Origin of the sequence: Mesotoga infera (assembly GCF_900157305.1) — a bacterium.
In the GTDB taxonomy this organism is placed as follows: Bacteria; Thermotogota; Thermotogae; order Petrotogales; family Kosmotogaceae; genus Mesotoga; species Mesotoga infera.
In genome coordinates, this window is record NZ_LS974202.1 from 93,095 (window position 1) to 106,870 (window position 13,776).

14 protein-coding genes are annotated in these 13,776 nt (G+C 46.1%); 4 read left to right on the plus strand and 10 right to left on the minus strand.

Annotated features, from left to right (window positions below):
* The 4 genes from MESINF_RS00405 (at position 1) to MESINF_RS00420 (ending at position 3,701) form a co-directional block, all read left to right on the plus strand.
* A complete protein-coding gene (locus MESINF_RS00405; RefSeq protein WP_169697996.1) occupies positions 1 to 957 on the plus strand; it encodes a tripartite tricarboxylate transporter substrate binding protein in 957 nt (318 codons plus the stop codon).
* Positions 958 to 1,015: 58 nt separating this feature from the next.
* Positions 1,016 to 1,513 carry a tripartite tricarboxylate transporter TctB family protein gene (locus tag MESINF_RS00410; RefSeq protein ID WP_169697997.1) on the plus strand — a complete coding sequence of 166 codons (498 nt, stop codon included), beginning with the start codon at positions 1,016 to 1,018 and terminating at the stop codon, positions 1,511 to 1,513.
* A gap of 4 nt (positions 1,514 to 1,517) precedes the next feature.
* Positions 1,518 to 3,008, plus strand: a complete 1,491-nt coding sequence (locus tag MESINF_RS00415; RefSeq protein ID WP_169697998.1) for a tripartite tricarboxylate transporter permease — start codon at positions 1,518 to 1,520, stop codon at positions 3,006 to 3,008.
* Positions 3,009 to 3,245: 237 nt separating this feature from the next.
* Positions 3,246 to 3,701: a transposase gene (locus tag MESINF_RS00420; RefSeq protein ID WP_169697999.1), complete on the plus strand. Its 456-nt coding sequence runs from the start codon at positions 3,246 to 3,248 to the stop codon at positions 3,699 to 3,701.
* A gap of 178 nt (positions 3,702 to 3,879) precedes the next feature.
* Here MESINF_RS00420 and MESINF_RS00425 read toward each other — a convergent pair whose 3' ends face one another.
* From MESINF_RS00425 to MESINF_RS00470, 10 genes are all read right to left on the minus strand, one after another.
* The gene (locus MESINF_RS00425) at positions 3,880 to 4,350 is read right to left on the minus strand and encodes a hypothetical protein (protein ID WP_169698000.1); all 471 of its coding nucleotides are present in this window, start codon (positions 4,348 to 4,350) and stop codon (positions 3,880 to 3,882) included.
* Positions 4,347 to 5,306 carry a coiled-coil domain-containing protein gene (locus MESINF_RS00430; RefSeq protein ID WP_169698001.1) on the minus strand — a complete coding sequence of 320 codons (960 nt, stop codon included), beginning with the start codon at positions 5,304 to 5,306 and terminating at the stop codon, positions 4,347 to 4,349. Before MESINF_RS00430 ends, MESINF_RS00425 begins: the two co-directional genes overlap by 4 nt.
* A 214-nt stretch (positions 5,307 to 5,520) precedes the next feature.
* A complete protein-coding gene (locus tag MESINF_RS00435; RefSeq protein ID WP_169698002.1) occupies positions 5,521 to 6,555 on the minus strand; it encodes an acyltransferase family protein in 1,035 nt (344 codons plus the stop codon).
* A 134-nt stretch (positions 6,556 to 6,689) separates the two neighbouring features.
* Positions 6,690 to 7,670, minus strand: coding sequence for a glycoside hydrolase family 130 protein (locus MESINF_RS00440; RefSeq protein ID WP_169698003.1), 981 nt, complete (start codon positions 7,668 to 7,670; stop codon positions 6,690 to 6,692).
* Between the two features lie 26 nt (positions 7,671 to 7,696).
* A complete protein-coding gene (locus MESINF_RS00445) occupies positions 7,697 to 8,692 on the minus strand; it encodes a LacI family DNA-binding transcriptional regulator (protein WP_169698004.1) in 996 nt (331 codons plus the stop codon).
* Positions 8,693 to 8,705: 13 nt separating this feature from the next.
* Positions 8,706 to 10,076, minus strand: coding sequence for a beta-galactosidase BgaS (gene bgaS / locus MESINF_RS00450; protein WP_169698005.1), 1,371 nt, complete (start codon positions 10,074 to 10,076; stop codon positions 8,706 to 8,708).
* A 4-nt stretch (positions 10,077 to 10,080) separates the two neighbouring features.
* Positions 10,081 to 10,983: an ABC transporter ATP-binding protein gene (locus MESINF_RS00455; RefSeq protein ID WP_169698006.1), complete on the minus strand. Its 903-nt coding sequence runs from the start codon at positions 10,981 to 10,983 to the stop codon at positions 10,081 to 10,083.
* Positions 10,984 to 11,934 (minus strand): ABC transporter ATP-binding protein, encoded by a 951-nt coding sequence (locus MESINF_RS00460; RefSeq protein ID WP_169698007.1) that lies wholly within the window; start codon positions 11,932 to 11,934, stop codon positions 10,984 to 10,986. It lies immediately after the preceding gene.
* Positions 11,935 to 11,936: 2 nt separating this feature from the next.
* The gene (locus tag MESINF_RS00465) at positions 11,937 to 12,785 is read right to left on the minus strand and encodes an ABC transporter permease (RefSeq protein WP_169698008.1); all 849 of its coding nucleotides are present in this window, start codon (positions 12,783 to 12,785) and stop codon (positions 11,937 to 11,939) included.
* Positions 12,782 to 13,774 (minus strand): ABC transporter permease, encoded by a 993-nt coding sequence (locus MESINF_RS00470; protein ID WP_169698009.1) that lies wholly within the window; start codon positions 13,772 to 13,774, stop codon positions 12,782 to 12,784. Before MESINF_RS00470 ends, MESINF_RS00465 begins: the two co-directional genes overlap by 4 nt.
* Positions 13,775 to 13,776 lie beyond the last annotated feature (2 nt).

Genomic DNA, 13,776 nt, shown 5'->3' on the forward strand with positions numbered 1-13,776 from the left:
ATGAAGAAGATTTTAGTGTTCCTAGTAATTGCTTTGATTGCTTCGTCTCTTTTGTTTAGTGTCGATTATCCAAGAAAGGCCGTGTCGGTAATCTGTCCATGGGGCGCTGGCGGTGGAACCGACCGAGTTGCGAGATATATTGCAGACGAGTTGAGCAAGGCTCTCGGACAGCCTTTCACGGTTGTCAACAAAACAGGGGGCGGTGGAGCTGTAGGTCACAGCGCCGGCGTTTATGCAGCTCCTGACGGCTATACCATTACCCTTGTAACTCTGGAGATCGCCAACATGCACTGGCTCGGCCTTACGACGATTACTTATGATGACTTCGATTACATTGCTCAGTTCAACGAAGATGCTGCAGGGGTCATAGTTAAGGCCGATGCACCATGGAACACTATCCATGAACTTCTGGCAGATATCAAGGCAAATCCTAACAAGTTCTTCTTCTCGGGTTCGAGTGCGGCATCTATCTGGGATCTGGCGAGGATCGGAATGTTCAATGAAGCGGGAGTTCCTGTGGATTCAGTTACATGGATACCAACAACGGGAGCTGCTCCCTCAATAATAGAACTTCTTGGCGGTCACGTCGATGTTATAACCTGTTCAATCGCCGAAGCCGCTTCCCAGCTTGACAGCGGCCAACTCAAAGCCCTGGCAGTTATGTCAGACGAAAGACTCCAGAGGTTCCCCAACGTTCCCACACTGAAGGAACAGGGAATCAACTGGTCGGCAGGTACATGGAGAGGTATCGCAGTGCCGAAAAATACTCCCGTCGAAGTAAAAGCGATCCTCGAAACAGAGGTACTTAAAATTGCCAATTCCGATGCTTTCAAAGAATTTATGGATATCAATGGCTTTGGCATCAAGATAAGAAATGGAGCGGAATTCTATGAATTTGCTAAGCAACAAGACAGCGCCTGGAAATCCGTGCTCGAACTCGGAGGATTCATTCAGTAATCGTAATTAGCGGGTGGCCTAAGGGCTACCCGTTTCTTTAATTAATCGGGGTGATCGGATGAACATTAAAAATATTTTCTTTGGGATTTCGCTTTTAATACTGTCCGGCCTTATCTTTTTTTTCGGCTCGTCCTTCCCGAACTATGTGGTCCGGGGTAATAAGTTACCCGGACCTAAATTTTTTCCCTTCACGCTGGCTGTAATCATAATCATACTCGGTACATACTACATCATCAAGAGTTTGATTATGATAAGGCTAAAAAGGATTCCTAAGGATGCCACTCTTGCCCCTTCTGACAAAATCACTTTAGACGGCACGAAAAATGTGATAGCGATCATCGTGGGAATAATTTTCTTCGTACCTCTGATAAACTTGCTTGGCTTCATTCTTGGAGCCACGATCGTATCTGCAGCTTTGATGATAATTCTAAACGTCAAGATCTGGCGTTCTTTAGTATATTCGGTGATTCTGGTGGTCATTATTTTCTTGATATTCGGCATGGTTTTCAAGGTTCCGCTCCCGGAGGGAATCGTTATGGCCATGTTCCAGAGGTGATCGTATGGATACTATTCTCTCTATCTTAAGCCCGGATGTTATATTCCCCGTACTTTTCGCTATGACTTTTGGCATTTTCGTCGGCGGATTGCCAGGTCTTACAGCTACCATGGCGGTCGCTTTGATAATCCCCATCAGTTATTACATGAGTCCTATGGCTGGTCTGGGAATGGTACTGGGGGTTTCTTTCACAGCAATCTTCTCCGGCGATATCCCCGCGACTTTTCTCAGGATTCCGGGAACTCCAGCCTCTGGAGCGGCCACTTTAGATGGTTTCGAACTGGCGAAGAAGGGGAAAGGCTCGCTGGCGCTGACTCTGGATCTCTTCTGTTCGGCGATCGGTGGGTTGATCGGAATACTTTTACTCATATTAATCGCACCGCCTCTGGCCAATTTCGCGCTTCAGTTCACCAATTTCGAATACTTCTGGCTCGGGCTTTTTGGATTGAGCATGAGTGCCGTTTTAAGCAAGGGAAACATGATAAAAGGACTCACATCGGCCGTTCTGGGACTGGCAATATCTACAATCGGTATAGATATAACCACCGGATATCCGCGTTTCACTTTTGGAAATATAGAACTCATGGATGGCATAGGTTTTATTCCTGCAATGATCGGACTCTTTGGAATCTCCGAAGTTCTAAAGAGAGTCCAGCAGGGAGCTACAAGACTGCAGCTTCCTCCCATAACAGAAAAAGTCAAGATCTCACCGTTAGAAGCGCTGAAGATAATATGGAAAGAAAAGATAACCCTCATAAAATCAGCCTTCGTGGGGACTTTCATAGGCGCACTTCCAGGCGCCGGTGCAGATATTGCAGCCTGGGTTGCTTATGGTGTGGAGAAGAAAACCTCAAAAAACAGCGAAGATTTCGGTACGGGTAACATAAAAGGGGTTATCGCTCCCACGAGCGCCAACAATGCCGCACTTGGTGGTACCTGGATTCCTGCACTGGTCTTCGGTGTTCCGGGCGATACCATAACCGCCATCGTACTCGGTGCCATGCTTATGTACGGATTGAAACCAGGACCGTTGATATTCAAGGAATCGAGAGAACTCGTGAATGGAGTCTTCGGAATCGCAGTTCTTGCAAATATACTCATGATACCTATAGGTTATCTAGGAATAAAGGCCTTCGCGCAAGTTTTAAAACTAAAAACCAGTGTAGTTCTCACGGGAGTAGTTCTCTTCTCGATGATAGGGTCTTATGCTATCAGGAACAGCTATTTCGATATCTACGTGATGCTCGCTTTCGGATTCATCGGCTACATAATGGAAAGGCTTGCAGTGCCACTGGCTCCAATGATACTGGGGATCATACTGGGTCCTATGGTCGAAGATAATCTCAGGGTAGGGCTAATAAAGACCGGTGGAAGCATGAATCAGTTCTTCACCAGACCTATCTCCCTGGTGCTGTTCCTGTTGATCTTGCTGGTCTTCTTCGGTGGACCGACGGTCGGGTTACTCAAAAAAGTCTTCAAAAGTAAGAAGTCATAATCTTTGGAACTTGCAAATAATCACAAAAAGAACCGATTGCACTAAATCGGTTCTTTTTTTATATTTCAAGTTCCCTGGTAAAAATGGTATGTACCATCTGTGGAGATAATACAGAAAGATATCCTCAGATGAAAGCTCAGTATCTGAAGAGATCAGGGTGGTTCTTCTCCCGTCATCCAGTTCAGCCACAACTATCTTGAGAGGAACTCTAACAGACTTGAAGCGGACAACTCTCTGGTGGAATCTGATGGTTCTATTGTCAACATCAACAGTAAAATAAGAAAGACTTCTCCCGAACCAACGCTTAGAAGAGGAATGTTGATCTCGCTTCTGAACAAAGACATCTCGAAATTCAAAGAGGCAGATCAGAAGAAGATGAAAGAGTATATAGAAGCCAACGGTAACTTACAGAACCTGTACCCGGCTGTGAACAGGTTCAGAGAAATATTGAAGGGCAAAGATGAATCGAGACTTGAGGACTGGCTCTCAGAAGTAAAGAGATACAACATCCGCGAGCTGAACACTTTCATCATGTCGGTAGAGAGAGACATTGAAGCGGTGAAGAATGCGATAAGAACCGGGTTCAGCAACGGAATCATAGAAGGCGTTATAAACAAGATAAAGGTGATCAAGCGGATAATGTACGGCAGATGTTCCTTTGAACTTCTGAGATTGAAGGCCATTATGAGCTAGTTCATAGATTGTGAGGAAGAACCAATTTCTATTTTGCTTTACACAGACGTTCTCCTTCTTCCCGTTCTTTCTTTCGTTAACTTTCTCTTTGTTAAAATGAGTCTGGGTCAGCTGCACAGTACTTTTCTTGAAGATAAAAGTATTTTTTCAGGAAAGAAAGCGTTTAAGATTGCCAAAGTTAGTGCTTTTTCTGTATTCTGAGTCTAACGAGGTCTATCTCATATATACGAAGTCTTCTGAAGAGTTTTTCGCTGTTTTTATTTTTCAAAAGTTGCAAGGCCACTTTTGCACCTATCGAGGCTAGATTTCCCAGTGTCTTTCCAGTTGTATACCACTGTTTCAATGGGGTCTCTTTAATGATAATTTCAAGAGGAGTCACGGTCTCGCTTTTCATTACCATGCTGTGAGTTTGGAAGCGTTCCTTTCTTTGTTTTTCGAGTTTTTTTTCGAAATCGTCGGCGGTTCTCTCGATTTTCGAAATCGCGGCGATATCCCTCCCGCTCTTTCTGAAAAGATCTGACAAAAGACGAATATCGAACTTCTCCAGTGCCTTTTCAATCGACGAAACTCCCAGTTGAGTTTGTGAAGGTTCCGCTCGTCTGACTAGCGGAGTAGTAAATGGAACGATCCTGCTTTCCTTATCGCTCATAGTTCAAGTGTATCCTTCGGTGTTTCTGTCATTATTCTCGTAACTTCGAATTTCAAATCATCATCGATCAGCGAGAATATATAACCGTAAACGTAGTTGAAATACTGCATGGTCGGTCCATCGAAATAAGCGGTATTCAACGACGCGATGTGCTCTTTGATCAATATAGGCAGATTGCTGGAAGCCTTCGAATACTCTTTTTCGTTCTCGGAAAAGCGATCGAGCAGATTCTTCAATCTATCGATAGCCTTCCTGTTGTAGCGTCCGTACCTGGCACTTCTAAGTTCTTCCACCTTTTCTTCAGCGACTCTGTAGAAAGCAGTTTTAAGTTCCTGATAACGTTCTCCGAGAGTTTCTTCCAGTAGAGAGACATCGATCATTGATTCGATCGAAGCCGCATGGTTCATTGCTCTTCTTATGCCCATTTCGTCGTCAGAGACTTTGATACCTTCGAGAATGCTCTCGAGTTCCAGCAGTACTTCTTTGTTTTTTTCAATCTGTCGTTGCTTTATTTCGTCTTCGCGTCGAGCTTTTAGCTGTTCGAATTCCTCCCTGATTTCGAGTAGTTTTTTCGAATATTGTTCAACAAGAGCCATGGAATTGTTTCCAGCGTTTCTGCTGAGCTCTTCCAGAGCCCTTTCACCACGGGCCATGATGTCTTCGATCTCTTTTTCGCTTTTTGCGACTTTCAGGTCCGCGAATATCTTTTCCATAAGAGTCTTGAAGATATCGGCATTCTGCGGAAAACGATTGGCAGCAGCGCTCAGCACCAGTCTACTCTCAAATTCCTGGTTCTTCTTTTGGAGTTCCTTGTAACGCTTTATATACTCTTCGGGGCCGGGTTCTCTGGTGAATTTGAATTCGTAGGGTCCCAAAAAGATACCACCCTCTCTTTTAACAAGCCTGTAGCAGAGATATCCCAGAATGATGAGAGCAATTATAGATATTACCAGCATTACGGTCCCTCCTTGCGAGTATTCGAATGGAGCGTGTACTTGCAATATATGAAGTTCTAGTTTTCAAATAGTATAGAACTATGTTCACCTAAATCCCGTTCCAGAATGAAATTTATTGCGTGAAATACCGACTCTTTCAGAATCCTTACGAATAAAATGATAACACGGGTAGGCCCATTGTTGGAAAGCGCCATCACCGTTTATTGGGGCAGGTTTACCGGGTGTTGAGATCTCGTTTGATGTGGACAGGAAAAATTCCGGACAAGAATGAAACCACGCCGGTCGGTAAAAATCTTATGGCCAGATAAACCACTAATATATTGATAAACCAGTACAGAATCCAAAACTTTCTGAGAATCTCTATAGGATCTCCGAAAAGATCGAAAAGAGGATAGACGAGTACTCCTGCAGCGATATGATAGCCAAGCACGAAAAGTGTATTCCTTCCTATTCTAGAAAAGAAGTCCGCCATTTTACGAAATTTCTCGATTATTCTTGAAACACCTATGATAGAGACGATACCGGAAAGTGCGGCGACTATGTATATCAAAGGTTGTGGACCGAAGTAGTCTTCCATCAGATAGACTTCGCCACAAAGGAAAGACGATGACGCGTAAATCGCGAACGCTACTAGCAAGACCGGCCAGCTGATTTTAGGGATCCTATCTTTCTTTTCTTGCATGGCCTTTCCAAGTGCGAAATATGGTGTAACGGCAAGGGCTACGTCGATTTTGAAAGGCAAAGAACCTCTGAAAAAGAACATCGAAACGAACCCTACAAGAATACCTATCGTAAGTATCTTCAATCTCTTGAACAATATGTAATAGATCTCCATAACGAAGACAGCGGGCAAAAACCAGAGAGGTATGATATTGAAGGGCATTATGCCAAGCGCAGTCCTTACTAGTAAGATGTTCCATACGACGTCTATTACAGGCAAATCCAGCTCGGTCCGCTTAGAGATGACCCAGGCCAGTAACCAGATCCCAAGATTTATAAGAGACATGAAATAGTATGGAACCATCAGCTGCTTAAATCTCTTCTTGATACTGAAGATAATCGGTGCGTCTCTCGAGATCAACCCGGAAAGGAAAAAGAAAGTGCATGCTGCAGGGTTTATAAGATCGGCAACCAGCTGCGGGGGCAGTGTGTGAAAGAGAACCACCAGAGACATCAAAAAACCTCTGGAGATATCTATCCAGGCAATTCTGTCCATTTTGATTGAGGATGACGCGTCTGGAGCTTGCATGCCGAACAACCACCCGTTATGATCATTGCCATCAGTATAGCATAGTGGTGCGACACGGTGGATAAATGTCATCGTAGGCCGTTGCCTGAAGAGTAGAACTTATAAATTGCATCTAGCTGAAACTATCCGATTTCTTACCTGTACGAAAATTCCTCAAGAAAGTCGTACAACACTCCGGCCGTTGTGAAAGCGAGGGCCGTTACCGTATCGGCCGCCCCGTAATATATCGCGATTCTACCGGTATCAGCATCTTGAATGCTGGCACACGGGAAGATTACATTAGGTACATCCCCGACGTTCTCGTAGAGCATACGCGGATTTAGAATGTAATGTTTGGACCTTTTTATAACCTTCCAGGGTTTCTCTAGATCGAGCAAGGCTACGCCGGCACTGTAAACAAAACCGTTGCAGGAAGTCCAGACACCATGATAAATCAGCAACCAACCTTCCGAGGTTTCTATTGGAACCGGCCCGGCTCCGACCTTCGTGGATTGCCAGCCTGTTGTGGGCGACATGACGTGCCTGTGACATCCCCAATGAATCATATCTGGACTTTCGCTGTAAAAGATATCGCCGAAGGGAGTGTGGCCGTTGTCGCTGGGCCGGCTGAGCATGGCGAATTTACCATTTATCTTTCTTGGAAAGAGAACTCCGTTGCGGTTGAAGGGAAGGAAGGCGTTTTCGAGCTGATAGAAATTCTTAAAATCGTAAGTGTAGCCGACGCCGATCGTCGGTCCGTAATACCCGTTGCACCAGGTAATGTAATACCGGTCTTCGATCCAGACTACTCTGGGGTCGTAACCGTAGATAAAATAGCTTATCTCAGGTTCTTCGGATTGAAACTCAATGCGTTTCTGATCTATTTTCCACGAAAGCCCATCCCGACTCCTACCGGCATGGAGCTGCATTATGAGTTCTTTTGTATCTGCACGAAAGACCCCGCTGTATCCGTTTTTGTCGGCTACCACTGCGCTGTTGAATATACTGTTGGCTCCTTTGATCGCTTCACGCGTGATAATTGGATTTTTCGTATATCTCCAGACCGGATCGTCGTTGCCAGGCCTCTCCTCCCAGGGCAAGTCCGGAAGCTTTTGGCCTATTATCCTGATGCCCATGGAAACACTCCCCCTTTGACACTCTTCTATACGGCCTTAACGGATTCTCTTTCTATTATCGCTGTTGGTAACACGATGTTCCTGAAAACCCTCTTTTGTGTGGATTTCAATCTCTCTATCAGCAGCTGTGCGGCAGCGCTTCCCATCTCTATTCTAGGTTGTGAGACCGTGGTTAGCGAAGGGATGGTGTACGGCGCGTGTACGGCATCGTCGAAACCGATCACAGATACATCGTCAGGAACGTGAATGTGGTTTCTGTGTAGTTCCTGAATAGCCCCCATTGCCACGTGGTCGTTCACGGCGAAAATGGCGGTGAAGTCGATTCCCGAAAAATGTAGATAATCACGGATTGCCTCCTGTCCATGATGAGGTTCGAAACCACCTATTCTGGCTACTTTGAGATTGAAGTCTGGAGCTCTGGTGGCGAACTTCCTGAGTCCCCTAAGTCTGTCCCTGGAAGCGTGCACATCCTCCTGACCGGGGAGGAAGAGAACGTGTCTGTGTCCCCTGTCATAAAGGTATTTCGCCACGCAGTATGCTGCCGATGCGTTGTCTATATTAACGGAATCGGCCCGGATTTCCCTAATGGGAGAATCGACGGCTACCACCGCGATACCGCTCTGAATGAACCTGTTCAACATGTGTTCGTCGCTGTGAAGCGTTGCGACTATCACCCCATCGACCTTTCTCTGGAAGTATTCATTAAGGATTTCCTGCTCGCGGCTCACCATTTCTCTTGCCATGGCTAACATTACGTTGAAACCGTTTCTGTGGGCGTACTCTTCAATACCCATGAAGATCTCTCCGTAGTGATTGCCCATGGTGTTGGGCAACAGCACTCCCAGAGTTCTGTATAGACTACGCTTGCGTATCGAGGGCATTGGGTGGTAGTTAAGCCTATTTATCACCCTCAATACGCGTATCTTGGTATCCTCGGAAACGTAGCCACTTCCATTCAGAACGCGTGAAACAGTTGCTATGGAAACTTCCGCCTCGGCAGCGACATCTTTGATCGTAACCACTGAAACCTTCCCCCTATTCTATAAGTAGGTCCGTGTCGAAAATACTGTAAGGTGTTACAAGCATCTTTTCAAAGTTTTTCACTGTACCCTGCCCAATAATTTCCTTGAAAAGGTAGAACGAAGGTCTTGGTGTAAGTTTCCCGTCGGAAAAATCCACTCCGATCAACCCGAATCGCTTTCCCAGACCGGACGACCATTCGTAATTATCGGTGAGCGACCAATGGAGATATCCTTTTATGTTGTAACCTTCTTCCAGCAGTTTCTCCAGAGCTTTGAGATGGCTTATCAGGTAGTAAGGTCTGTAGCGATCGGCCATATCTGCAATACCGTTTTCCATTACATACACAGGCACGTCGTACCTTCTACAAATCGTCTTCAGTATATTGTACAGCCCTTCGGGATAGATCTCCCAGCCGAAGTCTCCCGTCGGTCTTCCATATCCGGAAGGTGAATTGGGTTCACAACTCTGTCCATAGCCTCTGAGAGTTCTGTATCCATTATCGCTAGAGGGATCGCTCTCTACAACCATCCTTGAGTAATAGTTACAACCCAGAAAATCAAGTTTTTTTGAGATTCGATCAACAAATTCAAACTGAGTCTTTTTCATCGCCAAATTTACGGCCGTTTCCTCCCCGTCGATCCAGCTAAATGCGTAGATGAGCCCTACCGGTAGATCGGATGTCTTCTTAAGTTCATCATATGCAGCAAGGTGAGCTTCGATCAGGTTATTTCGGGCAACTTCTACCAGTTCAGGCCTTATGATCGAGGGAGGAAAACCTGAAGCCCTGTTTCTATAGCCAAGCATGGCTACAACATTGGGTTCGTTTTGAGTTGACCACATATCCACTAGATCGCCAAGCTCCCTGCCACAAAGCGCAGCGAACTTTCTAAACTGCTCGACTGATCTGGGATCGACCCAGCCTCCAGACGTGAAATCGAATGATCTGTTTACCTTAATTGGATCGTGAAGCCAGACGGGCAGTGTGAAGTGGTTAAGATTGACCACCACTTTCATCCCCCGTTCCTTGATATCTTCGATGACTTTTCGGTAATGCATTAGAGCACTACGGTCACAGATCTCTCCAATCTCAACATCGTTTATATCAAAAGTGGGGGATGGCAAAATCCTCGACCATTCCAGACCTATTCTCACTATTTTCATTCCCGAGAAAGCGGCTAGCCTGTGATACTCTCCGTAATTTTCCCAGTAATTCGGGCCATCTTCGGGATAATCGCCGCTCACGATACCGTTTTCGATGTTCAACTTGTCGTGAGTCCACAGATACCAATCCGAACCGCGGTCAACACTTTCTGGACAGGCTCTACCCATCTCGAATTGAAATCCTGACAGAGAAACACCGAATTCAAAATCTTTGCCAAACATATGTTCATCTCCTTTTTACGGCTACATAGTGATCTTTTTCAACTTCCACCATTTCGAGTTCTCCGTCTTCAGCGGGATCGAAACACTTCAAACTATGTTTCTCGTTTTTCTGAAGACTGTCGATGTCCTTCCATTTTCTATCCAACCTCGGTACTGAGGAGATGAGTCTACGAGTGTAATGGTGAATGGGATTAAGAAAGACCCGGTTGGTACTTCCCATTTCAACAACATGACCTCTGTACAATATGACCGCCTTTTCGCTAAGATAGTATCCAAGAGACAGATCGTGAGTTATGAAGAGTATCGAAAGCCCACCTTTCTTCAGATCGGCGAGGAGATTAAGGATGTCGATCCTTGTCGAGGCGTCCAGCATACTGATAAGTTCGTCGGCCACAAGGAAACTAACATCCAGCAACAGAGCCCTGGATATGAGGATTCTCTGTAACTGCCCTCCACTGAGCTGGTGGGGATACTTTCCAAGAACCTGTTCAGAGTCCAGTCCAACTTTCTTGAGGGCCGAATCCACTTTGTCAATCCACTCGCTTTGGCGCAATTCTTTGAAAAAGACGTCGTGCAAGTTCTCAAAGACTCTATCAACCTTGAAAATGGGGTTGTATGAACTGAAAGGATCTTGAAAGACGCCCTGGACTTTTTTGTAGTACTGTCTCAATTCCGCTCCTTTTATTGTGCTTATGTTCCGTTCGTCAAGCTTTATCTCACCTGAAGTTATGGTTAGAAGCCTCAATATCATCTTTCCTATGGTGCTCTTGCCGCTCCCGCTCTCTCCTATTAGAGAAGTCACTTCGCCTCTTTCAATTTTGAACGAAACGTTGTTTACAGCCTTGAACCGCCCAGAAGAAAACGCGCCCGTCTTGAAAACTTTGGTGAGGTTTATTAGCTCAAGCATTTATTTCACTCTCCAGCATGCCACCCAATGGTTCGGTTCGATTTCGATCATGGGAGGCTCTTCTTTACATTTCTCGAAAGCTTGCGGGCAGCGTTCTTTGAATCTGCAACCCGGCGGGGGGGAGAGGAGTTGAGGTGGTTTTCCCGGTATTCCTTTCAGCCTTTTATCGTTGTGGTATACACCGACCTCGGGTAGAGAAGAGATCAGCATTTCCGTGTATGGATGGATGGGCTTATTAATTATGATTTCTGTTCCGGCACGCTCGACCAGCTTTCCGGCATACATTATTATTATCGAATCGGCTATCTGGTAGAGAATCGAGATATCGTGGGTGACGAAGATCACGCTTTTTACAAGTATTTTGTCTCTGAATTCGACGATCATCTCCGCAACGGCCCGCTGGGTCGAAACATCGAGGGCCGAAGTGATCTCATCGGCGATCAGAAGCGACGGGTTCAACAGTGTGGAGATAACCATCACCGCTCTTTGTTTCATACCTCCGGAAAGTTCCACAGGGTACATATCGAGTACTGCCCTGTCGAGATTGACTACATCCAGCCTCCTGTTAAGTTCAGGAAGAATTTCATCGTACCCCACTCCATGGCAGTTCAGGAGATCCGAGATAAGTCTACGCAATTTCACGGTGGGATTGAGAGCGTTCATGGCATACTGAGGTATTATCGAAATCTTTTTATATCTGAAGCCACCCATTTTCTTATGATCCTGTAAGGGGAGCTCGTTCCCATCCAGCGAGACATACCCTCCGACGAATTTCATGGGAAGACGCAATGTTATCAACGAATTGCTGAGTGTTGATTTTCCGCACCCCGACTCTCCCACAATTCCGGCTATCTCTCCGTCGCGAATATCGAAAGTGACCCCGTCGAGAGCCTTCACATCTCCTTTTAGCGTCTGGTAATACACCCTCAGATTGGAGACATTAAGAGACATGATCACATCTCCCTCAACTTCGGATTGAAAACTTCATCGAGACCTGTGTTCATGAAATACAACGCTCCAACTATGGCCGTTATGGCAACTCCCGGCGGTATCAACCACCACCACATCCCGAGTTGAATCGCGCTCCAGAGAACAGCGTTCTGCATCATAAGCCCCAGTGAAATTCCCTGAGTGGGACCCAACCCGATAAAATCCAGGGTAACGGCTGCGAGTATCGCCCCTCCGAACTGGAGTATAAAGGTCATGAACAGGTACGACATCATGTTAGGCGCTATCTCTTTAAAAATTATCTTCGAAGGTTTCATACCTGTAATCCTTGCAAGATCTACGAAATCTCTAGTTCTCAAGGTGAAAGTCTGTGCCCTTATCGCCCTCGCCGCCCATGGCCAGGCGGTAAGACCTATAAAAACACTCTCTACAAGTATCCCCCTGTAGGGTAAGTATGCCGCGACTATCAACAAAAGTGCCAGTGTAGGTATCACGGTGACTATGTTGGTCAACATGTTAAGCAGTTCGTCAACCATACCTCCTCGATAACCAGCGAAGAAGCCAACGAGGATTCCTAGCAAGGTCGAGAGACCACCGGCGACCAGCCCGACTATGAAAGTGGCCCTGAGACCGTGAACCGTCTGGGAAAAAACATCCTGACCAAAGGTCGTGGTCCCCAGCCAGAACTCGTTCGATGGTGGGCGGTAACCCGGTCCGGCGTAATCGAGGGGTCCATACCTGGCAAAGAAGGGGCCAAAGACAGCCAACAACACGAAGAATAAGAGTATGAAAAGGCCGACTTTCAAGCGCCCGTTTTTCAGTGCGAAATATAAAAACTCGTTCTTTATCTTCATACTGTCTCTCCCACCGAGGAATGTCGGATCCTCGGATCGATAAGAATGTATGCAAAATCCAGTATTATGTTGGCCAGCAAGACTCCAATTATTATGAAGAGAAAACACCCTTGAATTAGAAAGTAATCCTGATTCAGTATCGCTTCTTTGAGCAAATGTCCTATACCTGGATAAGAGAAAACCACCTCCGTGGCGAGTGCGCCGGCAACTATGACACCCAATTGAAGGGCCAGCCCTGTTATTTGAGGGAGCACTGCGTTTTTATAAGCGTAACGCCTTATCAGTTTTCGCGAGGCTCCAAGTGATTCGAGGTATCTGCAATATTCGGCTTCCAGTTCGTAAATAATCATGTTGCGCATCCCAATAGCCCAACCTCCGAACTGTACAATAAAGAGAGAGCTGAAGGGGAGGATCCAGTGCTTGAAAAAATCCCAGATGAAGCCCCAACTCAAGTTTGGAACCATCGAGAAACTGTAAGCTCCCGCTATCGGAAGTATGTTCAGCGCAACCCCGAAAAACCAAGCGAGGAGTATACCCAGCCACATATAGGGTGTTGCAGTCAGCACGTACCATAGAGGCAAGACTATGCCGTCGAGCCTCTTTTTTCTGGCAGCGAAGGCACCGAATTTATTGCCTGCTATGTAACTCAGCATGATTGCCGGGATCAGTAAAGCCAGATCAAAGGGCAGCGCCCTCGCTATTACCCGGGCAACCGGGGCCCCAGTAACATATATACTCACTCCCAGATCACCCCTGAATAGTCCTGCCCAGAATGCAAAATACTGTTGTAACGGAGGTCTGTCGAGTCCGTAGATCTCGTTTAGATACCTGGCGATCACCTCGGTGGTGTCCGAGCGGGTCGAAAACCTGGAGAGAAGGTTTTGGATGGGGTTGCCGGGCATGAATCTTGGTATCATCCAATCTATTGTCACCGCAAAGATGAACGTGAGAAGGTAGATGACTATTTTTCTTCTGAAATAGGCTCCCACAG

Coding starts and splice junctions, on each gene's coding strand:
- MESINF_RS00430 (WP_169698001.1), bottom strand. CDS start 5,306: ATGCTGGTAATATCTATAATTGCTCTCATCATTCTGGGATATCTCTGC.
- MESINF_RS00440 (WP_169698003.1), bottom strand. CDS start 7,670: ATGGGCATCAGGATAATAGGCCAAAAGCTTCCGGACTTGCCCTGGGAG.
- MESINF_RS00405 (WP_169697996.1), top strand. CDS start 1: ATGAAGAAGATTTTAGTGTTCCTAGTAATTGCTTTGATTGCTTCGTCT.
- MESINF_RS00415 (WP_169697998.1), top strand. CDS start 1,518: ATGGATACTATTCTCTCTATCTTAAGCCCGGATGTTATATTCCCCGTA.
- MESINF_RS00465 (WP_169698008.1), bottom strand. CDS start 12,785: ATGAAGATAAAGAACGAGTTTTTATATTTCGCACTGAAAAACGGGCGC.
- MESINF_RS00460 (WP_169698007.1), bottom strand. CDS start 11,934: ATGTCTCTTAATGTCTCCAATCTGAGGGTGTATTACCAGACGCTAAAA.
- MESINF_RS00435 (WP_169698002.1), bottom strand. CDS start 6,555: ATGCAAGCTCCAGACGCGTCATCCTCAATCAAAATGGACAGAATTGCC.
- MESINF_RS00455 (WP_169698006.1), bottom strand. CDS start 10,983: ATGCTTGAGCTAATAAACCTCACCAAAGTTTTCAAGACGGGCGCGTTT.
- MESINF_RS00425 (WP_169698000.1), bottom strand. CDS start 4,350: ATGAGCGATAAGGAAAGCAGGATCGTTCCATTTACTACTCCGCTAGTC.
- bgaS (WP_169698005.1), bottom strand. CDS start 10,076: ATGTTTGGCAAAGATTTTGAATTCGGTGTTTCTCTGTCAGGATTTCAA.
- MESINF_RS00410 (WP_169697997.1), top strand. CDS start 1,016: ATGAACATTAAAAATATTTTCTTTGGGATTTCGCTTTTAATACTGTCC.